Here is a 24,713-nt window from a genome sequence, read left to right as displayed (position 1 = left end):
TATTCCCCTTTCCCACCATCCTTATTAATTATAGCAATCCTCGCTCTTTAAAGCTGGTAAATCTTCCATCTCCGAGAATTATGTGGTCCAGCACATCAATTCCCAAAATCTCACCCGATTTGACCAACCGCTTCGTGAGGGCAATGTCTTCGGAACTTGGAGACGCGTCTCCGCTTGGATGATTGTGGACCACGATCAGAGCTGAACCACTGTGCTTAATGGCGGTCTTAAATAACTCACGAGGATGGACGATGGATGAATTGAGGCTCCCTATGGAAATATCGACGATCCTTAGGATCTCATTTTTGGTGTTCAGTATCAACGCCTTGAAGTGTTCTTTATCCAAGTAACGCATATCGGGCATGAGCAAATCCACCACATCCTCGGGAGTGGAGATCAGCACCCTTTTGAACGGTAAAGCTAGCACCAATCTCTTTCCCAACTCGAGGGAGGCTAAAACCTTTGCCGCCTTGGCAAGGCCTACCCCATCTATCTTCGAAAGTTCCTCCAAACTGGCGCCACTTAAATTCCCCAAGCTTTCGAAGTCACTTAAAATCCTTTGGCTGAGTTGAAGGGCTGTCTGCCCCTTGCTGCCAGTCCCGATGATGATCGCCAAAAGCTCTATATTTGAGAGACTACTTGCGCTGGAGCGAAAGAGCCTCTCCCTTGGTCTGACCTCGGGGGGCAATTCTTTGATTGTAAGGTGATATCTTAACTTACTCAACTCTTCCTCACAAAATCATGTTCCCAGCGGACAATCTTTTCACCAGGTATGTAGCGATGATTCCATTGAAAGCTCCCGCCGGTATGGCGATCAGTATCAAAAATGGGGCCTGAAATAAAACACCCCAATGATGGGCAATTAAAGCACCGGCGAGGGTTAATTGTACCATATTGTGGGTGGTCGATCCGGTGAGACTCACCCCAACCAAGCTAAATTTCCCATAAAACCTGTTGAAAATAAAGATCATGATGAAGGTACTCATCAATGCACCGCCAAAACTGAGATAAAATGCTGGGGTAAGAAAGGTTCCCACAATTAAAGAGCCCAAAATGGTGCGGGCTAAAACATTGTATAAACATTCGCGCCAAGAATAAAAAATGAGGAGCACCAGTGTGACCACATTCGTTAGGCCAAGCTTGGCACCGGGTAGGGGAAAGGGGGGAAGAAAAAGCGTTTCGACCACATAGAGAACGATGCCCAAGGCCAAAAAGAGGGATAGTAGCACCAACCTTCGAGTGCATATCTCCACCGAATCCGCGGTTAAAACTTCTTTCGCCCTATTTTGATACGGCATCGATCGGTTTCCCCTCATCGCTTCCCACGATTTTCACGACAACCTCGTTGGGTGCACAGACGATGACCTCACCCGGTTTGCTTATCCACCCCCGTGCCATGCATTCCTTCCTGGGACACGGGGAAGAGAGTATCCGAACTCTGCTCCCTGAAATCTCGACCACGCTTGTCCCCAGGCATCCTTGAACCTTGACCTTTCGGCTTTGATATAAAGAATAGTGTCCCACCTCACGACCACAAGCCGAGATGGCGAATTCTGCAGCTCTTCCAATATTGGCAAAATTCACGCTCACCACGAAGGTCAAAGATGCCAAAAGGAGCAAAAAATAAATCAATGCTTTATCGTAGCGGGTAAGCATCGATTTCCCCTTACCTGCTTCAAAGTTAGCATAAGTTTAACACCCATGATATGAGTGATTCAAGTGAGGGAGTTCTTGCCTGTGCCCGATTAGAAGCTATGAATTCTGAGAGGCGCTCAGCTGCTTAAGCTTTAAGCTTAAGAAAATTGAGGCAACCTCTGGGACATTTTTCGACACATTTTCCACAACCGTTGCACTCTTCGTAATTCACAACGGCCAAATTATTCTGGACTACCACGGCATCAACCTCGCAGACCTTCTCGCAAGCCTTACAGCCGATACAACTCACGGTGCAGATATTTCGCTTGATTCTCGGTTTATCCTTCGAATTGCAAAATACAATTACTGGAACATCCTTGGGTACCAAGGAAATGATATCTCTGGGGCATGTTTTGGCACAGAGCCCGCATCCCGTGCATTTGTCCACATCCACCTGGGGCATCGAATTCCCATCCAAAGATAGGGCATCGAAGGGACAAGCCTCCACGCAATCGCCGAATCCGAGACAGCCATAGGAACACATTAGGGGTCCTGAAGCCACTTGCTGGGCCATGTTGCAGCTGGGAATACCATCATATCTATAACGATGGGAGACCTTCGATTTGCCGCCTTTGCAATGAACGAGCGATACTGTGGGCTTGTGCTTCCTTTGTACATCCTTCCCCAGGATGTGAGCTACCTGCTCTGCAATCTCGTGTCCACCGGCGACACAGGCTTCAACGGGAGCCTCTCCTTTGGCTATGGCTTCCGCTGCCCCCTCGCATCCCGCGTAACCACAGGCTCCGCAGTTCGCTCCGGGTAAAACATCCAGTATCTTTTCAACATTTGGGTCAACTTCCACAGCGAATTTCTTGTGAGCTATACCCAGTATAATTCCCAGCCCCAATCCCAATCCGGCCATGGAAAGGGCTGCCTTTAAGATAATTTCCATTGTCTCTTCTCCCCAAATTTCTATTTATTGGGTATGGCAAAATAATGTATTGTACAAACAGGTCTTTAACTGTTACCCTAACAGACCTAAAGGTCTGTTTCTACGGTTTGTTTCTGCATTTTACAATCCAAACAATCCCGCAAATCCCATGAAAGCCAGGGACATCAGGGCAGCTACAATGAAGGCGATGGGAAAGCCTCTAAAGGAGGATGGAATCGGCGCTCCCTCGATTCTCTCCCTAATCGCCGTGAACATTATGATGACAATGGTATAACCAAGGGCGACACCCAAAGTATAAATGATGGATTCAATAAAGGAAAACCCGTAGGGGATATGTAATTTCAGAAATCCGGGTTTTACGCTCTCCGTCGCCGCAGCCAAAACGGCACAATTGGTGGTGATCAGGGGAAGATAAATCCCCATGGCTCGAAAGAGCGCGGGGCTTATCTTCCTTATGACCATCTCCTCAAACTGGACCAAACTGGCGATGACCAAAATGAAAGCTGGAATATACAGGAACTCGCCCACGTGAAGGGGGACCAAAACATAATTCCAGACAACCCAGCTCACCGCACTTGCCATGGTCATCACGAAGATAACTGCCAACCCCATCCCGATGGATGTGGTCATCCGGGTTGAGACCCCGAAAAAGGAGCACAGAGCGATGAAGCGGATGAGTAGGATGTTGTAAATGAGTAAGGCTCCTAAGAATAGAAAGAATAGACGTTGCGCTTCGCCCATTAGCTTCTCCCCCTACTTTGCACGATATTGAGCAATGCCATGAGAAAACCGAAGGTCAAAAAGGCTCCCGGGAACAGAATCATGATGGATGGAGGCTCAAAGCCAGCGCCCAAATTCACCAAGATCTGCCCGAAGAGTATAATCTTGCCCGTGCCCGATAACTCCCTGATGAAGCCCATTACCAGGAGCACTAGCGTGTAGCCCGCGCCCATCCCCAGTCCATCGGCAGCGGAGCGAATGATGCTATGTTTGTAGGCAAAGGCTTCGGCTCGCCCCAAAATGATGCAATTGACTACGATTAAAGGTATCCACACTCCTAATACTTTATATACAGGATAAAAATAGGCTCTCATGACTAGATCGACGATGGTCACAAAGGAGGCGATTACCGTAATGAATATGGGAATCCTTATCTGATCGGCCGTCCATCTCCGAATGGCGGAGATGATGATATTCGAGGAAAAAAGCACAAAGCTCGCTGCGATGCCCATGAAGATACCATATTCCACACGCGTGGACACGGCTAGGGCTGAGCACAAACCGATCATCAATCGCAAGAGGGGATTTTCGGCGACGATACCGCTCTTAAAATCGTGCCAAACTTGATTCATATTCCCACACCCCTCTCGCAATTGACCTGGGCTGGCAAATTCTCCACCAGAGTTTTCCTATACGAAATTTAAAATGCAAAGATCAAAAATCAAAATTACATCTCTCAAAAGTGCTAGCCAGAACCTGCTTCAAAATAAAGCGGTAAACTCTCTCCTTGAATTCCTTTTTGAATTTTACTTTGTCATTTTGCATTTTGGTTTTTAAATTTTGAATTTGGGTTATTTTATCTTCTCGCATAACTCAAGGGCTTCTTTGACCGCATTTGTAACTGCTTTTGACGACGTGGTGGCGCCACTGATGGCATCTATATCCTCTCCCACCTCGATTGGATCACTTAGGGATTTCCCCCTGAATTGCTTTTGGAATGAGGCTTCCTCTATTTTAGCACCCAAACCCGGAGTCTCACTGTGTTCTATGACGGCGATTCCACTCGCTTTTCCGTTTAAGGTTATTCCCACGGCCAGTTTTATTGGTCCCTTATAGCCCTTTGGTATCTTTTGAGCGATGAAACCAACCCTTTCCCCCTCCACATAGCCCTCGAAGACCTTGTCCAAATCCTTGTACTCCTTCTTAAATTTGGGATACAAATCCTTTCTCTCCTTGAAATCTTTGGCGCTCGTTATCCCAGGGAGGAGCTCCATGTACGCCTTGAATTGCTCTTCCATCTTCTGCAAGGCAATTCTTTCCTTTGTAAGGCTATAAGTAGCAGCTAAACTGCCAGCCGCTATAAAGCAAACCATCATTAAAGTTATCCCCAATCTTATAATATTCCTCATTTCCCTTTCGAAACTCCAAATCTTCGCGGTTGGATATATTTATCGATCAAGGGTGTGCAGGCATTCATGAATAAAATGGCGTAGGTCACACCCTCCAGTAATATAGAGTAAGACCTCAACAATATGGTGATGACACCACAGCCTATACCGAAAAGCAATCTTCCATTTGGGGTGATGGGTGAGGTCACGTAATCGGTGGCCATGAAGAAGGCTCCCAGGATCAAGCCCCCGGCGAGAACATGAAAGATCGGATCCATCCCCAAAAGCGGACAAAGGACGGCGACACTTCCAATAAAACCCGCGGGAATGCGCCAATCGATGATCTCTCGCCAGAGGAGAATACCGCCCCCAATTAAAAGGAGCAATACCGAAACTTCGCCGATGCAACCACTGGGATTACCGAATAAGCAAATTTTGTAGAAACGAGTCAGATCCAACTGAAATAAACCCATTTTTACCTGCTTGGCAAGGAACAAGGGGCTTGCCCTGGCGATGGCGTCGACCTTCAAAGCGGTATACCAATCCTTGGTCATATGTTCAGCCCATGATAAAAGGAGCACAGCTCTAGCGACAAGGGCGGGATTGAAAATATTATAGCCCAGACCTCCGAATATCTGCTTGCCCAGAAAGATGGCGATGAACCCACCGACCACGGGAATCCACCATGGAACCTTTGGAGGCAGACATAAAGCCAGAAGAAGACCAGTAACAATGGCGCTGCCATCGTTTATGGTTACGGGCAACCTTCGGGCTTTTTGGAATAAAGCCTCCGTTGCAACCGCAGCTAAAATGGAGAGTACGATGACCTTTATTGCATAAAAGTGGAAGAAGTAAATGCCTCCAAGGGTTGCAGGCAACAAGCCTAAGATAACCCAGAACATGATCTGGAAAACTTCTTCCCTTTCACGGATATGGGGTGGAACGGATACAACAAGTTCGAGTTCTTCCGGAGCCATGTTGGACTTTCTCTCCTTAGGTTTTTCTCTCCTTAAGCAAGATGTTCTTGGCAAATCTTATATATTGAATGAAGGGTATCTCCGCTGGACAGATGAGACCACAGGCTCCACACTCTATACATTCCAGCACCCCCGCGGCATTTGCCTCATCGATCTTGTCCTCCATCACATAAGTAACGATGAAGGCGGGTATCAAAGACATCGGACACACTTTCACGCACCTACCACATCTAATGCAGGGGCGCGGGGATGAAATTTCAGCCATCTCTTTGGGCAGCACTACTATGCCCTGTGACCCCTTGACCACGGGCACATCCAAACTGAATTGGGCCTCCCCTCGCATTACCCCTCCGAAGATTATCTTCCCGGGCTCACCTTCGAAGCCTCCGCATCGCTCGATGAGATACCTGGCCACGGTGCCGATTTTCACCCTCAAATTTTTTGGATTTTTTATTCCCGGCCCGGTTACGGTGAGCACCCGTTCCATGAGAGGTTTTCCTTCCCTCACAGCTTGTGTGATGGCGATGGTGGTGGCGACGTTTTGGACCAGGACTCCAATATCCATGGGCACTCCATCCCTCGGAACCTCCCTTCCCAAAATTGCTTTGATTAAATGCCTCTCCGAACCCTGGGGATATTTGGTGTCCAGCGGCACCACTTCGATGTTTTGTTCGCGAGCCGTTAAATCCTCAATCCTCTTTATGGCCTCGGCTTTATCGACCCCGATCCCAAAGTAGCCCTTCTTTGCCCCCACAGTCATCAGGATTATTTTCAATCCAACGATCAAGGATTCCGTTGATTCGAGCATACTTCTGTAGTCGCCGGTGAGGTAGGGTTCACATTCACAGCCGTTTATGATCACACTATCGATGGGTCTCTCCTTCGGGGGCAAGAGCTTGACGTGTGTGGGAAAGACCGTTCCGCTTAAGCCCACGATGCCCGCCTCTCTAACTATGGATCGTACCCGATCTGGGGTGAGTTTATCTTGATCTGGTACTTCAAGTCTTACTTCTTCCTGCTCACCATCGGGGACTACAACCACGCTCAAAACCTCTGTGCCCATGAAATAGGGATGGGGTTCGATGGCCTTGACTTCTCCAGAGACACTGGCATGGATTGGTGCGGAAATAAAGGTATCGGTATCCCCTATTTTCTGTCCGACTAGAACCCTATTCCCCTTTTGGACCAAGGGATCACAGGGAGCACCAACGTGCTGGTGCAGGGGGATGACCACCTCCGGTGGCAAGGGGATATCCTCAATGGGCTTGTTTTGTGTAGCCTCTTTCCTCCCTAAAAGATAGATGCCTCTCTCAAAAGTCCTTGGTCTCATCTTCCTCCTTACTTCTTTAAAATAGGTGATTTATGACTTATAAACATTTATATAACGAAAATACAGATTTTGACAATTATTAAATTGGTCAATCATTTCCACAATTCCATTTTTACTCGCTCGATGTCTTCCCTCTCCAACCTAAATGGATAATTCCTTATTTCGGGACCAGGTAGTTCATTTCCATACGGCCGATTGCAAGCCACCTCTCCATCGTCACTTGGGCATCCGCTGGTCATAAAGGGAAAAGCCGTATCGATGATGCCCATCAAACTATCCTCCGATATCCCAAAATCCTTGAGTCCCTCTTCTTGATCGAAGATAAAATCCTCGAAGGTGGCTATGTCCTCATCTATGAGATATCTCGCAAGCTGGATTCTCCTGTACTGACCCATGGGTGGAGGAGATTGATTCTCAAGCCTGGAACCTGCCTCGGGATAAAAGGAGAATAAGTGGGTGCTTCCACCCAGATCATGTACCCTTTGAATGGTGGCGGTCATCTCCTTCTCGGTTTCACCCAGCCCAACGATGAGATGGACTCCCACCCTGCGGAGACCGAATATTTCCACAGCCTTCCTGAACACCTCCCAATAGGTCTCCCACCTGTGTGGACCGCGGACACCTCTTCCCCTATGCTTCTCGAAGAGCTCCGGTGTAGCGGCATCCACAGCTACACCTATCATATCCGCCCCCACTTCCTTAAATTCCACAAGGTCCTTTACCTTGAGAATTGTAGGGGTAATGAGCAAAGAGATTGGGATATCTAAATGGGCCTTGATCCTTTCTACGATTGTGATCAAATCCCTTGTGGCCCTGGGATTTGTGATCATGGAGACACAGATCCTCTTAATCCTATCCCTCCGTTCCTCGATTCGAGTTATTATCTCATCCAGCCCATAAACCGGCCAATCCACCCTGATGAAACTCTTTTGGTCAAATTCCCCTGAGCGTCCCTTAGAAAGGCCACAATATGCGCAATTGGCCGCGCATCCCTCCGAATAGGTCATCAGCAAATTGATGCAGGGTAACTTGGCGTCTCTATAGAAACGTCCGGGACGGAAACCGAGGGTTATGGCCGCAGCCATGCTCGTCCTCAAGTATTCTGGACTCTCCCTCAAGCCCTCTTCTTTTTGTTGGAGGGAACCTTGAATCTCCATGCTTCACCATTCCCTTTTCGATTAGCGATGAGCGATCAGCGGTTTGAAGATTTTTCCGAGGACCGCTAATCGTAAGTGGCTTATCGTCTTTTCTCACTCAATTGAGCAGCAGGTCTTGCGAAATTCGATTTTTAGATTATACCGCTTTGCCCTCTCCATCGCCTCTCCCGACCATAAAGCCATTCTGTTTACCCCAGCATCGATGGCCATAATCTCGATCTGGCTGCCATCCTTTCCCCTCAAACGTGCACAGCCAAGAGAAATTGGGATATTGGGCATTTTCAAGCGGGCGGTAGCTAAAATTTCGGCGATCTTTTGAGAATCGGGAGGGGAGACATCCCGCATCGGCGTCCCCGGCAATGGCATCAAAGACACTATCACCAGAGCAGATGGGTTGTAATCGGAAATCATACCTAAGGCAACGAACTCCCCTTTTACTCTGCCATAGTACAATCCAACGACGATATGGGGGGCGATGGGAATCCCCGCTGTAGTCAGGGCATCCAATGAGTCCTTTATGGCTTCAATCCCCACATCCAGATGGTATACGCGCTTGAGAGTTTCATCATCTCCTATGACATCTATAAGAGCTTGATCCACACCCGCTTCCTTGAGTCTCTGAGCGGTATCAAAATTTATCAATCCGGTATGTACGGAGATTTTTAAATTCGTTTCCTCCTTTATCCTGGCCAGGGCATCGACAAATCTAAGCCAGGGTAGGGTTCCATCCCTTAAGCTGCCTCCACTTATTAGGCAGCCGATATATCCTTGCTCCTCTAGCTTTAGGCACCTCTCCACCAATACCTCGGGCGTTGTGGCGTGGATCATGGGCCCCAATATCCGGGCACGACAGTGATCGCAATTGAGTTCGCATTCATTTCCGGTTATGGAGATCGCTGGGTACCTGCCTCGGTCTCCATTTAAGATAAACATCCCCGGCAGATAGAAGGTGATTTTCCTACCGAAATTTCGCCAGGACAGTTCCCTCGAATTTTCCAGCAGTTCCCTTATCTTAGGTTTCACGATAATAACTCCTAAATGCGGCCCAGTTCTCCCTCAAAAGTTGCGATAGTTCTTTCTCGCCGTTATCCGTCGATGAGTTAAGCGATGGCGGGCAGGGCCAATGGGTATCTAGGAATCTACGTCTTCTGAGGGCCCTATTCAGTGGTTTCTGCAGAATATCCTTCCATTCCACCTCATATTCCCCTAAAATTTCCAAATCATTCCGCTTTATGGACATGGCAGCGATTCTCCCGGCGATCTTTCCGCAAAGGATGGCAGAGAGGATTCCCGTTCCGGAGATGGGATCCGTTTGCCCCGCAGCATCTCCCACCAGAAGGATATTTCCACCCCAGGTTCTTCGCAAATACCCTCCCACGGGAACGAGCCCACCGCTCACCCTTAAAATGCTCCTCTCGATATTTCCATCCCTCTCTAGCCTCGAAACAAGATGCTCGAGTGCCTCCTTCAATGCTCGTCCCTCGTCCTTCGTCCCTCCACTCCTGACTCCTGACTTTTGACTTTTGACTCTAATGCCCACTCCCACATTTGCCCTCTCACCTTTTGGGAAAAGCCAACCGTAGCCTGCTCTATACCTGAGATCGAAGTAGACCCCCGTGGTTTCGATGCCCCGGGTTAAGGGAATCTCATATTGCAGGCAACGAACGAACTCTCGATTGACTTGACCGATCCAGCCACCAACGGTGGAGATGGGACCATCGGCACCGATTACCACCTTGGTTTCTATATTTATCTCCTCACCATCGCATCCTGCCTGTCGCCAGACAGGTCTTGCGATGACCTTTCTCCCATAGATGGAGATGGCCTTGGTTCGGAGCAGGATGTGAGCCCCCGCTTTTGCGGCTTCAAGGACCAATTGCTCATCAAAGAGGGCTCTATCCAATATGAACCCCGGAGAACTCGTCTCAATGATTTCCCCGTCGGGCATATATGTCCTCATTATGTCGACTTCCTGGGCAATACATCGCTCATCAATGTCCACTTCCCTGCAAAGGGCTTTGGGAACGAACTCGCCACATTGAACGGGTCTCCCGATACTTGCCTTTTTCTCCAACACGAGGACGCTTATACCTTCCTCAGAAGCGGCTTTTGCCGCTGAACTACCAGCTGGTCCAGCCCCAACAATGACTAAGTCGTATTTCAAGGTGGACACGCTATCACATCCTTGCCGGGGGTGAGATATTTGAAAAGATTTTCCTAAGTAAATCCAACCTCAACTGCGTTTGATTCTCAAATGTCCCAGCATAAGCTTGCTGCTCTTTGCCGAGGCCATAACAGGTATTATTATCGATGTTGATCAATATTCCGGGCAGTCCCGCCCTCTCAAAGTCCTCTCGATGTTTGGCATAAAATGCTTCACAACAGCTACCCATGAAGGCCTCGATGCCTTGAGTTTTACACATCTCAAGGGTATCCATCAGATCTTCAAAGTTGACAATGGTAGTGGGCACAATCTCTTTCCCCCTAGCGATCCCGTAAGCCTCGCCAACGCTACATTTTCCGCATTCGGTGCAATCCTTTTCGTATCTAAACTTGCAGCCCTTAAGTTTGGCACAATAGGGGAGGAGCAGGATGGGAATGTTTTTCTTAAGGATCTCCTCAAGGGTGCCGTTCACCGTGAAGATTCTGTTTGCTTCAGATAAGGATATACCATATCTCGGGTATTCTATCTTACTCAACGCTTCGGTAATTGCCTCAATGAAATCCTCCGGTGAAACGTCGAGGACTTTATGTCCTTCATTCTCGAAGAAGTGGAGAACCTTTTCTCTGACGCACTCCTCGCTGGCCTCGATGTCCTTCAAAGTCGCCTCGAGGTCAAAGATGGTCCTCCTGGGAAAGGCGAAGAAATCTCCTGTGATTAAGGCGCTCTGTATCCGCCTGGGTCTGGTGTTTACTGCCAGCGTGACCCGAATCAATCCACCCTTCACCCTACGGGTTGATTTGAGGATTTGCCTCTCGTGGATGGGATACCTCACCTTGTGAATCCACTCGTCCGAGCAGAATTCATCCATTCTCCCCCCGAATAAATTCCTTTCTTCCGCGGTTAAATCTCCCTCGAAGAATTCAACTTGGAATACCTCCTCAAAGCCTTCCCTTATGGACCTTTTGACCTCTCCCAAGCTGGGCAGGTAACCCAACTCCCGTTTTAACCAGGTGACTCTGTCCTTCACGGATTCTATCTCCTTCTCTTTAAGCTTTTCCACCGGTATTTTGAGGGTTTTTAGCATCATCTCCACATCGAAGTCCATGAGTAAGGTCCCTTGGAAGAGAAAAGCACCCCCTTCTTCAGTCCCTCCGGTACCGGAAATCTTCCTTCCATCGATTTCTATATCGTTTTTCGGGCGAAAGGAAGCATTAAGACCCAATTTTCTTAAGGCACAAATAACGGCGGAGCATACCTTCCTAAAAAATGTCTCCGAGGCAACCGAGAAATTTAAACTCTCCTTGGATCCGATGAGCTCCCAGCCCAGCTGAGAACGGTCAAAGAATATCGCTCCCCCACCGGTTATTCGTCTATTTATGTCGATGCCATTTTGGCGACAGAAATCGACTCTAACCTCCCGCTCTATGCTCTGATGATAGCCAACCAAAACGGCAGGAGGGGAGAATCGTAAAAAGCGCAAGGTGTTAGGGATGAGTTCCTTGGCTTTAGCCTCCAGTATCGCCGCATCCAGTGCCATATTTTCAGCCGCTGTGCGTATCCCTGTGTCCAGCACTCGCCACTTATTCATTGCAGGTTAAATTCTCCATCGTCGTTGAACAATTTAAAATGCAAAGATCAAAAATCAAAATTACAGATCAAAATCCAAAATTATTTTAAGTCCGAAGTCAAAAATTATAAGACCTCGACCTCGGACCCTCGGAGCTTAATTTTTGAATTTTGAATTTAATCTCGTTCGCATCGAAACTTTGGAGATCTTACCCTCAATATCTTTGAGCTTTGCCTCCTTCCCCGACATTTTTATAAACACACCCTTCTTGGTAACCAAAGCGAGGAAGAGACCCTCCACGCCCTCAAAGGACCTGAAGATCACCCCCAAACCACTGCGAAGGGTGAATACACTCAAAATCCCATGATCCTTCGGTAATCGATCCAAGAGAAATCTCTTCTCCCAAATTTCGTTCTTCAACTCCCCCTCACCCGGAAAATCTTTGGGATAAGTGGCTATCCAACCAGGGCTGTCGAGCCCGATCAATTTCGCACCAAAATCATTGAGAAAAAGGAGATTTGTCGCCGTCCTCGGGGTGAAGATTTCATCTACATCCTTGGCGATGTAACGGACTTCAATCTCTTCTCTCAAGCGAATGGGCACGGTAACTTGAATGATTTTGCCGAATTCCCTGTTGTAGATGTGGTGAGGAGATCCCTCTATAATCCTGTGAAGGGGAAAGCCCATATTATAAAGGGTCATATAGTCCATCCCATATTCAAAACTTTTAACCGGAGATGAGACCTTAAGACCGAAGACTTTCGAGCCAAAGGTGCCCTCGTTGAGGGAATTGAAACCCAATCCACCGCCCAAGATGAAATCACTAATCGCCTGCTTGGCACTCAATGGCTCCACGAAAAGCTCATGACCCTCGATTTCCCGATAGATGTCTTCAAGGGTCGTTTCCCCTTTTATCCTGATTATGTCGGTTTCCACGAACTCCACCATCTTTTGGGTCATATCTATCCCCTCTTTAAAAATTTGGGAAGGAGCATGGGGATATCCTGGATCTCCATCTCAATCTGGGCCAGTTTTGCTCCTTCCTTGAGATTAACCATGCACGTCGGGCAAGCGGTGGCGATGATCTCCGCTCCAAGTTCCTTGGCCTCTTTTGCTCGACTGGAGGCGATCTTATGTGCAAGCTCGGGGTGACTCGAGACTAAGGGTCCGCCACAACAGAGGGCTTCCTCACGAGAGTATTCGTAATCGATGAGCTTCACCCCAGGGATGGAGCGAAGAATATTCCTTGGCTCCTCATAGATGCCGCAGTGTCTCCCGATATCGCATCCATCGAAGTAAACGACCTTTTTATCGAGCTCCTTTTCAAACCCAAGTCGTCCTTCCCTCATCAACTGATCGAATAATTGGGTGACGTGGAGTACTTTAAAGTCCTTGGGATAGGAATGTGTGAGGGTCTTTAAGCACCCGGCACAGGAGACGATAACCGTTTTGACCCCCAATTCCCTGAACCTTTGCACATTCTTTTCCATCAACTCTCTAGCCCTTACAGTCTCTCCCATCCGCTCCAATGGACTGCCACAACAGGACTCCTCCTTGCCCAGAACGGTGAAATCGAATTCGATTTGATCCAGAATTTTAACGATGGACTTGGCGATCCTCGTGGATGCATAAGAAGCGGAGCAACCCGCGAAATAAAGGTATTCGCTGGATTTAGGAGTCCGATATTTACCCGGTAACCACTCTCCCCTTTCCTCAACATCCCTCCCAAAGGGGTTACCCTTCTCAATTACGTTATCTCTCAATGGAAAGAGGTAGAAAGGTAGCTTGCCTTCCCGAATGAACATCTCCTTAAGGATGGCTATATCTTCCCCAAAGTCTATGCCCGTTGGGCAAAGTTGCTTACAATTCTGGCACTGAGCACACATATAAAATGAATCCACTACTCTTTCGGTGTAGCCCAATTCCCCTTCAAGAACCCTCTTCAAGAGATACATCTTGCCACGAGCCGTGGCGCTTTCGAAGCCGATCTCCTTGTACACGGGGCAACCAAAGCGGCAGAACCCACAACTGGCGCAGGTGTAGGCATCCTCAACCAAACGCTCTCTCATCTCAATTTCCCTCCCATGAGTCTTAAGCCCGTTCGGATCAGACTCTTGGGAAGAAGATTGACCACCTTGAGAAAAGCTGAGACGAGTCTCGGAGCTGAGCCCATCACCTTGGGAACGGCGTTAAAGAGAAAAGCTGGGATCCTCATTTGGGTGGTCTTAGAGGGGTTGAGGATTCGCTTGGGATCAAAGGCATGCTTTATGTCTCGCATAACATTCAGAGAACGCCCATGTATTCTAGGCAAATAGGAAGTGTTGTAGAGCCCAATCCCGTAAATAGAACCGTGATATTTGTATCCGATCTCGGCGATATGGGAGGCAAGGGAGAATGTCCTGAAAAACTCACTCTCCTTCCTCTCATCCGTCATTATTACGGGAAGGAGGTTTATGGAGCCAAAATCGCCTCCAACCCCCTCAATGAGATATCTCTCGTTCTTGAGGAGCTCTTTCAATTCAACCAGGATATCACCTAAGAATCTTATGGGGATTCGTATCTCCTGAGAGAAAAGGGTGGGTCCCAAGCTCTTGAGGCTCAAGACGACTTTGAACCTCTCCTCCCATTCTTCGACCGCAAGAGGCTCAAGATATTTTTCACCCTGGCAGGCTTCATCGATCTTTTTTTCATACATGGCTATCTCTTCCGGAGTTCCCGAGAGGGTTACCGTCACCGTTATCTCTTTTTCCAGCAGGTCTTTCCCCTTTTGATTTAAAAATCTTATGAATTCTTTATCCAAAAAGGAATAGAAATAGGGTCTTATCCCGTTCAAAAACTGTAGGAAGTCCAGACCCTGATCCAGAGCATCGAATCCATACATTAGGTGCTTCATTTCACCCCTCGGATATATCTTCAGTACGACCTCGCAGATTACGCCGAGGGTGCCTTCGCTTCCCACGAAGAACCAAGAATCCCATGGATCGGTATCGATGATCCGGCCATCAGCCAGAACCACTTTTAGGGAGAGCAATTGGTCTCCCAATGGACCATATCGAGTTACACCAACACCTGAACCTCCTCCGGTGGCGATGAAGCCACCTATGGTCGCCGAAGGGGCACTCGTGGGATGCACGCCCACTTCAAATCCTCTGGCTTCCAGGAAATCCATCAATCTCTTCCAGACGAGTCCCGCTCCCACTCGTACATATTCATCCCCCGGGCTAAACTCGTAAATTTCATCGAGACCCGATAGATCGAGCACTATTCCTCCCTCAATGGGCAGGACTCCGCCGAGTGACCAAGTCGCCGCTCCCCAGGGAGTGATGGGGAGATTTTTCCCATTTGCATACTCAACCACTTTGGAGACCTCCGAGGTGCTCCTGGGTCTAACCACGACTTCCGGATTCAACATCCCAAAACCTTTGAGGAGCTCCTTGGGCAAGGGAGCCAAATCATGAGAATAACAAAGGAGATCGAGCACATTCCTAGAGACGTTATCTTTCCCCACAATTTGACAGAGAGCCTCATAAAGTGACACTTGATACCCCTCAGTTTACTCGGCTTGTTCCGCCTTTTCCCGGTAGCCCTCTTTCTCTGCCTTCTCTGCTTCGAGTCTCATCCAGTCCTTCACGGCATCTCCGGAGATCAAATTCCTTAATTCCGATTCCAGATTTGTGGCCTTAATTACGGCTACCCATCCCTTACCATAGGGATCTTTATTTAAAAGGGTGGCGTCGCGGTCGAGATCCTCATTTACCTCAATAATCTCGCCGCTCACGGGAGCCGCTAACTTCCCCACCCACTTACTGGATTGCACCTTTGCAAGGGTTTCTCCCTGTTCCACCTCGTCCCCCTCAAAGGGCAGATCTACATAGGTAAATTCCCCCGCTGTCTTACCCGTATAATCGTCGGCTCCTACCCTTACGTTTTCACCCTCAACCTTAGCCCAGACATGATCCCTCGTGTAGTAAAGCTCTTCATCCACCCGATAGCCTTTAATATCGATCATCTCCACCCCTCCTTGCTTTTAATATATTACACATGGTTAAGATGGATATTAACAAGTTAGGTTTGTCTTAGACATTCAAGGGAGGGGGAGAACCTCTCTCACCTTGACTTCCTCATCTTGAACATATTCCAGTATTTTCTCCGATCTCGGGAAGAAAATCTCCTTGGGAGGGATCTTACAGTTAAAATGACCAAGGGTCATCTCCCCACCGGATTGAATGGCATCGAAAAGGACATCTTGATCTCTCTTTACGGGGGCGAATACCTTATAAGCCTTGAGGAGTTCATTTAAGAAATCTACCATTTTATTTTTCTGGATCGCCTTTTCGCTCACGGTACACCTTTTTGAATCGGATTATTTTATGAAATCTTGTGGATCTTCCTCCTTAAAGGTCGCCAGAGGTGGTACCTCCTCCACGCTAAGACCCGCTTCGTAACCAAAGAGCTCCTTTACATCCTTTTCCATTTTCTTGAGCAACCACCGGTGATCGATATTCATGGGACAAGCCCTGCTGCATGCCCCACAATCGACACAACGTCCAGCCACATGGAATACTCTGAAGAGATGGAAAATCCCAACATCGGAGGGATTGTCCGTAATGCCGATCCACCTGGGTTGAGATTGATCGACAAAACACTGCTCGCAATAGCACAAGGGGCAAGCGCTCCTGCAAGCATAACACCTGATACACTCGCTGATTTCCTTCTGAAAATAGAGCCATCGCTCATCGGGAGATTCGGCTTCGAATTTCCTAACTTCAGCATACTCATCGATTTTCTCCAACTCCGGCACCCTATCTCCGATCAACAGATCGAAAACAATGGGGTTTCTGTATTTACAAACTTTACAGGAATCATAGAGAAAATCGCCTTTCTTCAATATTTCTTGGAAATCCTCCCCGCGGAGAAGAATTTCCCCATTTTCACAGGTGGCTTCCAATATCTCCTTTTCGCCCAACCTGGATTCAATTTTTCTCCCATCGATCATCCCCTCGCAGGGGATACCGATTATAAATCTCTGCTCTCTGGTAATCTGCCCCTCTTGAATCAAGCCCACGATTGAACGAACATCGCATCCTTTGGCAACGATGGCTACCTTTTCCTTTCTTCCGGGCAGATACTTGGCAAGATTGTTTTCACAGAACTCATTCCAAACGAGTCTGTCGACATCATCCACACTGGCAAGGAAGCAAGGGGTCGTTCGAAGGGCAAGGGTGCCCTTCTCATAGCCAATTACCAGCTCGACTTGCTTCCCACTGAGTAACTTTTTAACCTCTTCTTTTAGCAATTTCTCCCTTTTTTGCATGGATATACACGCCTTTCGAGAATTTTTAAAACTAATGGGGGTCGGCTTTCCTCTTCACCAGTCTCTTTGCCGGACCCAAAGCTTTAACCTGCTCCACCACATCCTCGGCAACCCTGGCGAACTTTTCACCTTCAGAGGCGGAGACCCATGAGAACTGCACTCTCCCCGGTTCAATACCCACATATTCTAGGAGATTTTTGAGGATGGCGAATCTCCTCCTGGCGATATAATTTCCGCTGATGTAATGGCAATCACCGGGGTGGCATCCCGAAACAAGGACTCCATCAGCGCCGTTCTGCAAACTCCTCATGATGAACAGGGGGCGCCTTTTCAGGCTCATCATAGTGAACCCAGGAGCATTGATCGCGGATGTTCGCCATCTCCAAGAGGTATGGATTCAGACCATTCTCCCTTAAAACTCGTTGGAAGGTTGACTCATGAAGCCTAGGGGTACAAGAAGCTACGACCACTCCCTCGAGTTTATGCCGTTTTATGTCCTCGGCTATGACTCTTTGCCCCACCTCACTACAGGTATACCTGTTATCTCGAGCGACCACGACTCCCGGTAATGTTTTTGCGTAGTCGCGAACGGCGGCGACATCGACGACACCGGCGATATTCAAACCACAGTGGCATACATATACTCCTATCCTGGGGTTCACCAATTTTTTATTGTTGTTCACGATTCGGTCTTCCCCTTTTGTAGTTTATTGATGATTTCAGTGGCTTTAACCCGATTCATTTGCAATCCCAATTCATTAGAGTCAAAACCAAGGGCTAGGCCCAAAACCTGAGGATAGTAAAGCACGGGCAAATTGTAAGAGACCCCGAATTGTGATTCGATCTTTCTTTGGTTGTCGTCATACATTATGCTGCAAAATGGGCAGATGAGACTGATTGCATCGGCACCTCGATCGCTTACATGATCCAATTTTTTCTTGGCCATGGTTAGAGAAATATCTTCGTCCACACCCAGAATGGCTCCGCCACAACAAAGCTTTTTATCCTCGTAATCGATGACCTCCGCCCCAGTGACCTTGATTAATTCATCTAACGATTTGGGATTCTCTGGGTCATCGAAATTCCCGTAGATTTCCGAGGGTTTTAAATAATGGCAGCCATAGTGGGGAGCAAATTTGATGCTTTTAAGGTTTTTCTTGACGCTACTCTTTATCTGCTCGATACCAATATCCTCGTAAAGGATTCTCGCAAAATGTTTGACCTCAACACTATCCCTGTACTTCCTCTTTATTTTGGCCAATTTCTATTCACTTTCTCCTTTAACTCACCATTCTCCTTGAGCTCTTTATTGGCCTCGGTGAGGATAGATGTACAAGCGCTACATATTGTGCATATATTGAGATTTTTCTCCTCCGCCAAACTTAAATTTCTGGCCGCCAGAAGCATGGTGGTTTCGATATCCACGGATTTTACGGGAAATCCACAGCAGGAAAAGCCCATTATATCCGCAAACTCTATCCCCAGTGCTTGTGCAACTTTCCTTGTGGAGAGTTCATAGTTTCTGGCCCTTGCCGGTACTGTACACCCCAAGAATAAAGCATATTTCATCGCTCTCACCTTCAATTTTTACTCCTTGGACTTGGATTTGCTGACGACTTTGAGTATTCTAGTAATATTGAATATCTCGCTGGCCTCGGGACATTTTGTGGCCACGGGAGGCAAGCCCACCCTCTCGCGCTTTTTGTTATCAAACTCGTCCATCTCATAAAGCCTTCCATGTGCAGCGATGAGTTCGACCTGCCGGGTGAAGGATGGGTGGATGTATCCTTCCCTTACAGCCATATTTTTCAGGACGTTCATTACCTCCGTTATTTTCACACCCTGAGGACAACGCTCATGGCAGGTATAACAGGTGGAGCAGAGCCAAATTAAGTCGCTGGATAAAACGCGATCTTTGATACCGAGAAGCGCCATTCTTATTATCCTCTCGGATTATATTTCTCATCTATCTCTCTCACCGGACATCCAGCACTACACGTACCACAAGCAAAGCAATACTTTATATTCTCTCCACCTGGTAGCCTCGAAATTTCGTATTTAAACTGGGGATCGAGTTCACCGAAACTTATATAGGCTTCGGTGCTTTTACTAAGCATCGGTTCACCTCTATTCTTTCCTGTAAATTTGATTTTTTGAGCATCGCCATTATTAATGAAAAAATTAAAGTGAAAAAGAAATCGTTGGCATTTAAGAATAAAACTTTCTAAATCCTTGTGAAAGAACTTCTTGGTGAACTGCTCCTTTCGTTTGACATAAGGTTAAAAAGAAGAGCGAGCGGGTGGAGAATTTTAACAACATTGGGATTGTACAAGTTCTTCCTCATTGAAAAAAAGTGATATCTCAAATTCGGCTCTTTCCTCGGAGTCCGCTGCATGGATGATGTTCTCCGTTATCTCCAAAGCGAAGTCACCGCGTATGGTTCCCGGCTGAGATTTGATGGGATCGGTTGCCCCCATCATCGTTCTCACAACCTCAATGGCTCGTGGCCCACTTAAGACCATGACCACCACCGGACCCGAAATCACGAAATCTACCAGCGTCCCAAAGAAGGGTTTTCCCCTATGGATAGAGTAAAGTTCCTCCGCCTTCTTCCTAGAAAGGTGAATGAGCTTTAAGCCATGTATATTGAGCCCTCTCGCCTCAAAACGTCCGATAATTTCGCCAATGAGTTTCCTTCTGACACCATCGGGTTTGATCATCACCAATGTTTTCTGCAAAAACCTCCCCCCTCCTATTTGGTTACTGGGTTATTGAGTTAATGGGTATTACCAACCAAGTTACCAAATTACCAAATTATCCTCATCTAGAGTGATGTTCTACAATATGGACACACGGTCCAGCCCATTTTGAGCGGACGACCGCAAGAGGGACAGGGCTTCTTGAGTTTCTTCATGCAGTAAGGACAGATCAGAAAATCACCTTCTATGGGCTTAAAACAAGCGGGGCACACGGTGCTAGTTGTGCCCAGAAGGGCTTCCTTCGTCTTTATATCCAGTTCCCTGTCCTTGACCTCGTCAAGAAATTCAGGGGGTCTCACGATGAGGTAGATAATCCACCCGAATACGTTGAAAAATAGGACTACAACCGCCCAATAAAAGGCAAAGGCGCCCCTCTTTTTGGCATCCCTATAGGTCCAATAGACCAAACTCACCCAGAGCATCATCAAAAACAAGAAGAAGAGGTTGGCGAGCAAACGAAATATTGGTGAACCAAGAAAATCTGAAAAGACCGCGAATAAATCCATCGCTCACTCCTTGACCTCTTGAGTCACGATTCTCTTTTCAGTCGACGATCACATGGATTGAATAATCTCTTGCCTTTGTAAAAGATGCTCTCTCGCTTCGCCAACCGTATACAACGAACCGGTGATGCATATAAGATCCTGGGGCTTCGCCATTTTCAAAGCGAGCTCTATGGCGTCTCCGAGGTTTGGCTGGCGTATGAAACAGCTACTATAGTTGGAAATTTTTTCCTCAAGAAGCTGAGCTGGAGCACAGCGAGAGGACTGGTTTTGAGATAAAATTACAAAGGAAGCCATATCAACCAACCCTTTTAAAATCCCGTCGATGTCCTTATCCTTTAAAATAGCCAGCACCAAAATCAAACGCTCGAAGGCGAACTCCGATTGAAGCGACCGGGCAAGCTCTATTGCCGCAGCGGGGTTATGGGCTCCATCTAAGACCACGAAGGGATGTTTCGCCATTATCTCCAATCGACCTGGGCAATCAACCTTGGAAAATCCCTTCTTCAACTTGGAAAGAGAAAGGGGTTTTTCATAAAAACTTTCGGTGGCAACCATGGCTATCGCTCCATTTTGAGCTTGATGCTTTCCAAATAAAGGAAGGTTCAAGTCCGTATAGTTATCATATAACCCCTGTATGGATAATTTTTGTGCATCGACGAGCAGCTCGCGGGAAAGCAGTGAAAAATCCCTTCCCAATACCCTCATGTTTGCTCCCTGTTCAATGCATTTCTTCTCAACGACTTGAAAGGCATCTTGGGGCAACGAGCCCACAACCGCTTTGCATTGATCCTTAATGATCTGCGCCTTTTCCGTGGCGATTTGATGGATGGAGGTCCCCAATCTGTCTGTGTGCTCCAGAGCCACACTGATGAGTACGGCAACCTTTGATGGAATAATGTTCGTGGCATCCCACCTTCCTCCCATACCAACCTCGATAACACCGCAATCGATATTTTCGTGGTGGAAGTAGAAGAAGGCCAGAGCCGTGAGGATCTCAAAGTGGGTGAGCCTTTCGGGATGAAATTTCAGATTAACCTTTTCAATTGTGCCAGCTATATCCGTTAAGACGGAGGCGAATTCCTCCTCGGCGATATTCCTCCCATCCACGGAAATCCTCTCGGTGTACGAGGATAGATGCGGGGAGATATACGCGCCAGTTTTAAGGCCATGGGCGGAAAGAATGGAGGCGATCATCTTCGTTACTGAAGTCTTGCCATTGGTGCCGGTAATATGAATAGTGGGATAAGAAAAGTGAGGGTCACCCAGCTCTTTGCATAGGGCTTTAATCCTTTGCAAACCGGGGTTGATGCCCAGATGGATCGTGGATTCAAGATAATCGATGGCCTTTTGATAATCCATTCCACCCCTCACCATTTCTTGGTTCATCACCCGCAACCCTGGTCTCACCGATTACCCAATTTGCTTTAATTGGAGTTCGAGCTTTTTCTTCTTATCCACGAGGGCGGCAAATTTTCGTTTCTCTTTCTCAACCACTTCAGGAGAGGCCTTTTCCAGAAACTTCTTCCTTGAGAGTTTCCTTTCCACCCCTTGTAATTCCTTCTTGACATCCATTAATTTCTTTCCCAATCTTGAGCGCTCTTTCTCTATGTCGATCAGCCCAGCGAGGGGAATGAATATCTCTATCCCATGCTCAACTGCCGCTGCGGAATGTTCGGGTCTTGAGATTTCTCTATCCATGGTGAGCTCTGAAACACCTGCTAATTGGGAAATATAATTGGAGTTGGCTTGAAGAATCTCCAGAACATCTTGGGAGGGGGGTTTGAGGAAAACATGGATTTTCCCACGTGGATGGAGTCTGAAAGTTGACCTGATGGAGCGGATCGCCACCGTCACATCCTTGAGAATCCCCATTTCCCTCTCGGGCGTGGCGTCGATTAGGGAGGGATCGGATTTGGGCCAAGGGGCAATCACAATGCTCTTCCTGGTAGGGAGGGCAGGGAGTCTTTGCCAGATCTCCTCGGTCACAAAGGGCATGAATGGATGCAATAGTCGGAGGGTTCCCCCCAAAACCCATAGCAATACATGCTGAGCGGTCAACCTTTCCAAGCCGCTCGTCGCTCGTTGCTCGTCGCTCGTTGGGTAAAGGCGGGGTTTGGTGAGCTCTATATACCAATCGCAGAATTCGCCCCAGAAGAAATCGTACAGGATTCTACAGGCCTCACTAAAGTTGTAGGAGTTCATATTTTCCTCGACCAGGGAAACCGTCCTCGTATATCTACTCAGGATCCACCTATCCGCCAGGGTATATTCGAGCTCTTGGGATTGCGCTTCTTCTGGAGAGTATCCCTCCAAATTCATGAGAACGAATCTCGAAGCATTCCATATCTTGTTGACAAAATTTCTATTGCCCTCGATTTTCTCCTCCGAAAGGAAGATGTCTCTGCCCGGGGTAGCCAGAGCGGCTAGGGTGAACCGCAAGGCATCAGTACCATATTTCCCGATCATATCGATGGGATCTATCACGTTGCCCAGGGATTTGCTCATCTTCCGACCTAAAGCATCTCGGATGAGGGCATGGATATAAACCTCCCTGAAGGGGACGTCATGCATGAAGTGTAGACCCATTATGATCATCCGCGCTACCCAGAAGTAAATGATGTCAAATCCCGTGGAAAGGAGAGAGGTGGGATAAAAATAGCTTAAATCCTCGGTTTTTTCAGGCCAACCGAAGACGGCGAAGGGCCATAGGGCTGAACTGAACCAGGTATCCAAAACATCCGTGTCCTGTCTTAAGCTTAAGTTCCCACACTTAGTGCAGGAGGTGGGTTCCTCCATCTCCACGATGATTTCACCACACCGGTCACAATACCACACCGGAATCTGGTGGCCCCACCAAATTTGCCTGGAAATGCACCAATCCTTTATGTTATACATCCAGTCAAAATAAACTTTCTCCCAGCGCTTTGGGGTGAATTTAACCTTACCCTCCTTCACGGCCTTAATGGCCGATTCAGCCAGTGGCTTCATCTTAATGAACCATTGCTCGGAAAGATAGGGTTCCACGACGGTTTCACAGCGATAACAGTGGCCCACGGCGTGGAGATGAGGCTCCACTTTCTCCAGCAATCCTTCCCTCTCCAAATCCTTGAGGATCGCCTCACGGCATTCGTATCTATCCATCCCGTTATAAGGTCCACCATTTTCATTAATCTTAGCATCGGGTGTGAGGACAACCACCTGTGGTAGCTTGTGGCGTTGACCTATTTCAAAGTCATTGGGGTCGTGGGCTGGGGTGACCTTAACCGCTCCCGTTCCAAATTCCGGATCGACGTATTCATCGGCTATTATGGAAATCTTTCTTCTTAAGAACGGAAGGATTAAAGTCTTTCCCACGTATTTTTGATATCTTTCGTCATTGGGGTGGACGGCTACGGCGGTATCGCCCAATAATGTCTCCGGGCGAGTTGTAGCTATGGTCAAATACTCCTGGGAATCCTCAAAGGGATATTTTATATACCACAGGCTCCCTTCTCTCTCCTCGTGATCCACCTCAAGATCGGAAAGAGCGGTGTAACATCTGGGACACCAATTTATGATGTAATTTCCCCTATAGATCAAACCTTCCTTGAATAGCCCGACGAAGACGGTTTTAACCGCCCGTGAGTAGCCCTCATCCATGGTGAATCTTTCCCGGTCCCAGTCGCAGGAGCAACCCAGGCGCTTCAACTGATTTATAATGGTACTGCCATATTTTTCCTTCCACTCCCAAACCTTCTCCAGAAATTTCTCACGCCCTAAGTCCCGGCGAGTAAGGCCTTCCCTGGCCAGTTCCTGCTCCACCACATTTTGAGTAGCTATGCCCGCGTGGTCCGTCCCAGGAAGCCATAGGGTAACACAGCCCTCCATGCGCTTCTTTCGAACGATGATATCTTGGAGGATATTATTCAAAGCATGTCCCATGTGCAGTGAGCCCGTGATGTTGGGAGGAGGAATGACGATGGTAAAGGGCTCTCTGCTCCTATCAATTGGAGCGTGAAAATATCCCTTGGAAAACCAGTGGGAATACCATTTGTCTTCCACATCTTTCGGATTGTATGCGGGAGAAATTTCTCTCTTCAATTTCTCACCTTTTCCTCAAATTTAAGCTCTGGGGCTCAGGAACTCGGTAGCTCAGTTCACATTTCAGGATTTAGCCGCTTGAGTTTTGTTTTATATGGTTATGAGCCTATAGAAATATTTTACAGTCTTTGGTTACCTTTGCAAGCAAAAAGCTCTCTTCTCCA

Annotated in this window: 27 protein-coding genes and 2 pseudogenes; all 29 read right to left on the bottom strand. The window is 47.7% G+C overall.

From position 1 onward, the window contains the following. Positions 1–28: 28 nt before the first annotated feature. Positions 29–724 carry a DNA repair protein RadC gene (radC, locus tag QMD66_03720; GenBank protein ID MDI6821962.1) on the bottom strand — a complete coding sequence of 232 codons (696 nt, stop codon included), beginning with the start codon at positions 722–724 and terminating at the stop codon, positions 29–31. 7 nt (positions 725–731) lie between these two features. Further along, the gene (locus QMD66_03715; protein ID MDI6821961.1) at positions 732–1,298 is read right to left on the bottom strand and encodes a Gx transporter family protein; all 567 of its coding nucleotides are present in this window, start codon (positions 1,296–1,298) and stop codon (positions 732–734) included. Continuing rightward, complete coding sequence (locus QMD66_03710) at positions 1,282–1,656, bottom strand: NusG domain II-containing protein (protein ID MDI6821960.1); 375 nt, start codon at positions 1,654–1,656, stop codon at positions 1,282–1,284. Before QMD66_03710 ends, QMD66_03715 begins: the two co-directional genes overlap by 17 nt. A 124-nt stretch (positions 1,657–1,780) precedes the next feature. After that, positions 1,781–2,587, bottom strand: a complete 807-nt coding sequence (locus QMD66_03705; protein MDI6821959.1) for an RnfABCDGE type electron transport complex subunit B — start codon at positions 2,585–2,587, stop codon at positions 1,781–1,783. A gap of 120 nt (positions 2,588–2,707) precedes the next feature. Further along, entirely contained in the window at positions 2,708–3,328 is a 621-nt protein-coding gene (locus tag QMD66_03700) for an Rnf-Nqr domain containing protein (GenBank protein MDI6821958.1), read from the bottom strand. Beyond that, positions 3,328–3,939, bottom strand: coding sequence for an electron transport complex subunit RsxE (gene rsxE, locus QMD66_03695; GenBank protein ID MDI6821957.1), 612 nt, complete (start codon positions 3,937–3,939; stop codon positions 3,328–3,330). Before rsxE ends, QMD66_03700 begins: the two co-directional genes overlap by 1 nt. Positions 3,940–4,158: 219 nt before the next feature. After that, complete coding sequence (locus QMD66_03690) at positions 4,159–4,716, bottom strand: RnfABCDGE type electron transport complex subunit G (protein MDI6821956.1); 558 nt, start codon at positions 4,714–4,716, stop codon at positions 4,159–4,161. Continuing rightward, entirely contained in the window at positions 4,713–5,672 is a 960-nt protein-coding gene (locus tag QMD66_03685) for an RnfABCDGE type electron transport complex subunit D (GenBank protein ID MDI6821955.1), read from the bottom strand. Before QMD66_03685 ends, QMD66_03690 begins: the two co-directional genes overlap by 4 nt. 16 nt (positions 5,673–5,688) lie before the next feature. Continuing rightward, positions 5,689–7,002, bottom strand: a complete 1,314-nt coding sequence (rsxC, locus tag QMD66_03680; protein ID MDI6821954.1) for an electron transport complex subunit RsxC — start codon at positions 7,000–7,002, stop codon at positions 5,689–5,691. A 92-nt stretch (positions 7,003–7,094) separates the two neighbouring features. Continuing rightward, the gene (locus QMD66_03675) at positions 7,095–8,159 is read right to left on the bottom strand and encodes a radical SAM protein (GenBank protein ID MDI6821953.1); all 1,065 of its coding nucleotides are present in this window, start codon (positions 8,157–8,159) and stop codon (positions 7,095–7,097) included. 93 nt (positions 8,160–8,252) lie between these two features. Continuing rightward, entirely contained in the window at positions 8,253–9,182 is a 930-nt protein-coding gene (locus QMD66_03670; GenBank protein MDI6821952.1) for a radical SAM protein, read from the bottom strand. Further along, positions 9,172–10,332 carry a geranylgeranyl reductase family protein gene (locus QMD66_03665; protein MDI6821951.1) on the bottom strand — a complete coding sequence of 387 codons (1,161 nt, stop codon included), beginning with the start codon at positions 10,330–10,332 and terminating at the stop codon, positions 9,172–9,174. The genes QMD66_03670 and QMD66_03665 overlap by 11 nt, the downstream gene beginning before the upstream one ends. 4 nt (positions 10,333–10,336) lie before the next feature. After that, positions 10,337–11,911, bottom strand: a complete 1,575-nt coding sequence (locus tag QMD66_03660; protein ID MDI6821950.1) for a DUF116 domain-containing protein — start codon at positions 11,909–11,911, stop codon at positions 10,337–10,339. A 135-nt stretch (positions 11,912–12,046) separates the two neighbouring features. Then, the gene (locus tag QMD66_03655) at positions 12,047–12,850 is read right to left on the bottom strand and encodes a hypothetical protein (GenBank protein MDI6821949.1); all 804 of its coding nucleotides are present in this window, start codon (positions 12,848–12,850) and stop codon (positions 12,047–12,049) included. 2 nt (positions 12,851–12,852) lie between these two features. Then, entirely contained in the window at positions 12,853–13,959 is a 1,107-nt protein-coding gene (locus QMD66_03650) for a (Fe-S)-binding protein (protein ID MDI6821948.1), read from the bottom strand. After that, a complete protein-coding gene (locus QMD66_03645; GenBank protein ID MDI6821947.1) occupies positions 13,956–15,428 on the bottom strand; it encodes an FAD-binding oxidoreductase in 1,473 nt (490 codons plus the stop codon). The genes QMD66_03650 and QMD66_03645 overlap by 4 nt, the downstream gene beginning before the upstream one ends. Positions 15,429–15,443: 15 nt before the next feature. After that, entirely contained in the window at positions 15,444–15,899 is a 456-nt protein-coding gene (gcvH, locus tag QMD66_03640; GenBank protein MDI6821946.1) for a glycine cleavage system protein GcvH, read from the bottom strand. 75 nt (positions 15,900–15,974) lie between these two features. Continuing rightward, a complete protein-coding gene (locus QMD66_03635; GenBank protein MDI6821945.1) occupies positions 15,975–16,232 on the bottom strand; it encodes a hypothetical protein in 258 nt (85 codons plus the stop codon). 21 nt (positions 16,233–16,253) lie between these two features. Next, positions 16,254–17,204: a Coenzyme F420 hydrogenase/dehydrogenase, beta subunit C-terminal domain gene (locus QMD66_03630; protein MDI6821944.1), complete on the bottom strand. Its 951-nt coding sequence runs from the start codon at positions 17,202–17,204 to the stop codon at positions 16,254–16,256. Between the two features lie 31 nt (positions 17,205–17,235). Next, positions 17,236–17,526, bottom strand: a pseudogene (locus QMD66_03625) (hydrogenase iron-sulfur subunit). A gap of 10 nt (positions 17,527–17,536) precedes the next feature. Further along, a pseudogene (locus QMD66_03620) lies at positions 17,537–17,869 on the bottom strand (disulfide reductase). Positions 17,870–17,883: 14 nt separating this feature from the next. Continuing rightward, positions 17,884–18,465, bottom strand: coding sequence for a CoB--CoM heterodisulfide reductase iron-sulfur subunit B family protein (locus QMD66_03615; protein ID MDI6821943.1), 582 nt, complete (start codon positions 18,463–18,465; stop codon positions 17,884–17,886). Next, positions 18,453–18,782: a heterodisulfide reductase-related iron-sulfur binding cluster gene (locus QMD66_03610; GenBank protein MDI6821942.1), complete on the bottom strand. Its 330-nt coding sequence runs from the start codon at positions 18,780–18,782 to the stop codon at positions 18,453–18,455. Before QMD66_03610 ends, QMD66_03615 begins: the two co-directional genes overlap by 13 nt. 9 nt (positions 18,783–18,791) lie before the next feature. Beyond that, positions 18,792–19,139 carry a hypothetical protein gene (locus QMD66_03605; protein MDI6821941.1) on the bottom strand — a complete coding sequence of 116 codons (348 nt, stop codon included), beginning with the start codon at positions 19,137–19,139 and terminating at the stop codon, positions 18,792–18,794. A 5-nt stretch (positions 19,140–19,144) separates the two neighbouring features. After that, the gene (locus tag QMD66_03600) at positions 19,145–19,321 is read right to left on the bottom strand and encodes a hypothetical protein (GenBank protein ID MDI6821940.1); all 177 of its coding nucleotides are present in this window, start codon (positions 19,319–19,321) and stop codon (positions 19,145–19,147) included. A 192-nt stretch (positions 19,322–19,513) separates the two neighbouring features. Beyond that, complete coding sequence (ndk, locus tag QMD66_03595; GenBank protein ID MDI6821939.1) at positions 19,514–19,942, bottom strand: nucleoside-diphosphate kinase; 429 nt, start codon at positions 19,940–19,942, stop codon at positions 19,514–19,516. An 86-nt stretch (positions 19,943–20,028) separates the two neighbouring features. Next, a complete protein-coding gene (locus QMD66_03590; protein MDI6821938.1) occupies positions 20,029–20,469 on the bottom strand; it encodes a zinc ribbon domain-containing protein in 441 nt (146 codons plus the stop codon). Between the two features lie 48 nt (positions 20,470–20,517). Continuing rightward, positions 20,518–21,828 carry a folylpolyglutamate synthase/dihydrofolate synthase family protein gene (locus QMD66_03585; GenBank protein ID MDI6821937.1) on the bottom strand — a complete coding sequence of 437 codons (1,311 nt, stop codon included), beginning with the start codon at positions 21,826–21,828 and terminating at the stop codon, positions 20,518–20,520. A gap of 51 nt (positions 21,829–21,879) precedes the next feature. Next, the gene (locus tag QMD66_03580) at positions 21,880–24,549 is read right to left on the bottom strand and encodes a valine--tRNA ligase (protein ID MDI6821936.1); all 2,670 of its coding nucleotides are present in this window, start codon (positions 24,547–24,549) and stop codon (positions 21,880–21,882) included. Between the last annotated feature and the right edge of the window lie 164 nt (positions 24,550–24,713).

The organism is Actinomycetota bacterium, from assembly GCA_030018275.1.
GTDB lineage: Bacteria > Actinomycetota > Aquicultoria > Subteraquimicrobiales > Subteraquimicrobiaceae > Subteraquimicrobium.
This window is presented reverse-complemented; position numbering and strand designations above follow the sequence as displayed.

Excerpts from the sequence above, each read along its gene's own strand:
- QMD66_03715 (MDI6821961.1), bottom strand. The coding sequence starts at position 1,298 with ATGCCGTATCAAAATAGGGCGAAAGAAGTTTTAACCGCGGATTCGGTG.
- QMD66_03710 (MDI6821960.1), bottom strand. The coding sequence starts at position 1,656 with ATGCTTACCCGCTACGATAAAGCATTGATTTATTTTTTGCTCCTTTTG.
- QMD66_03705 (MDI6821959.1), bottom strand. The coding sequence starts at position 2,587 with ATGGAAATTATCTTAAAGGCAGCCCTTTCCATGGCCGGATTGGGATTG.
- QMD66_03700 (MDI6821958.1), bottom strand. The coding sequence starts at position 3,328 with ATGGGCGAAGCGCAACGTCTATTCTTTCTATTCTTAGGAGCCTTACTC.
- rsxE (MDI6821957.1), bottom strand. The coding sequence starts at position 3,939 with ATGAATCAAGTTTGGCACGATTTTAAGAGCGGTATCGTCGCCGAAAAT.
- QMD66_03690 (MDI6821956.1), bottom strand. The coding sequence starts at position 4,716 with ATGAGGAATATTATAAGATTGGGGATAACTTTAATGATGGTTTGCTTT.
- QMD66_03685 (MDI6821955.1), bottom strand. The coding sequence starts at position 5,672 with ATGGCTCCGGAAGAACTCGAACTTGTTGTATCCGTTCCACCCCATATC.
- rsxC (MDI6821954.1), bottom strand. The coding sequence starts at position 7,002 with ATGAGACCAAGGACTTTTGAGAGAGGCATCTATCTTTTAGGGAGGAAA.
- QMD66_03675 (MDI6821953.1), bottom strand. The coding sequence starts at position 8,159 with ATGGAGATTCAAGGTTCCCTCCAACAAAAAGAAGAGGGCTTGAGGGAG.
- QMD66_03660 (MDI6821950.1), bottom strand. The coding sequence starts at position 11,911 with ATGAATAAGTGGCGAGTGCTGGACACAGGGATACGCACAGCGGCTGAA.
- QMD66_03655 (MDI6821949.1), bottom strand. The coding sequence starts at position 12,850 with ATGACCCAAAAGATGGTGGAGTTCGTGGAAACCGACATAATCAGGATA.
- QMD66_03650 (MDI6821948.1), bottom strand. The coding sequence starts at position 13,959 with ATGAGAGAGCGTTTGGTTGAGGATGCCTACACCTGCGCCAGTTGTGGG.
- gcvH (MDI6821946.1), bottom strand. The coding sequence starts at position 15,899 with ATGATCGATATTAAAGGCTATCGGGTGGATGAAGAGCTTTACTACACG.
- QMD66_03630 (MDI6821944.1), bottom strand. The coding sequence starts at position 17,204 with ATGCAAAAAAGGGAGAAATTGCTAAAAGAAGAGGTTAAAAAGTTACTC.
- QMD66_03605 (MDI6821941.1), bottom strand. The coding sequence starts at position 19,139 with ATGGCGCTTCTCGGTATCAAAGATCGCGTTTTATCCAGCGACTTAATT.
- QMD66_03600 (MDI6821940.1), bottom strand. The coding sequence starts at position 19,321 with ATGCTTAGTAAAAGCACCGAAGCCTATATAAGTTTCGGTGAACTCGAT.
- QMD66_03590 (MDI6821938.1), bottom strand. The coding sequence starts at position 20,469 with ATGGATTTATTCGCGGTCTTTTCAGATTTTCTTGGTTCACCAATATTT.
- QMD66_03585 (MDI6821937.1), bottom strand. The coding sequence starts at position 21,828 with ATGGATTATCAAAAGGCCATCGATTATCTTGAATCCACGATCCATCTG.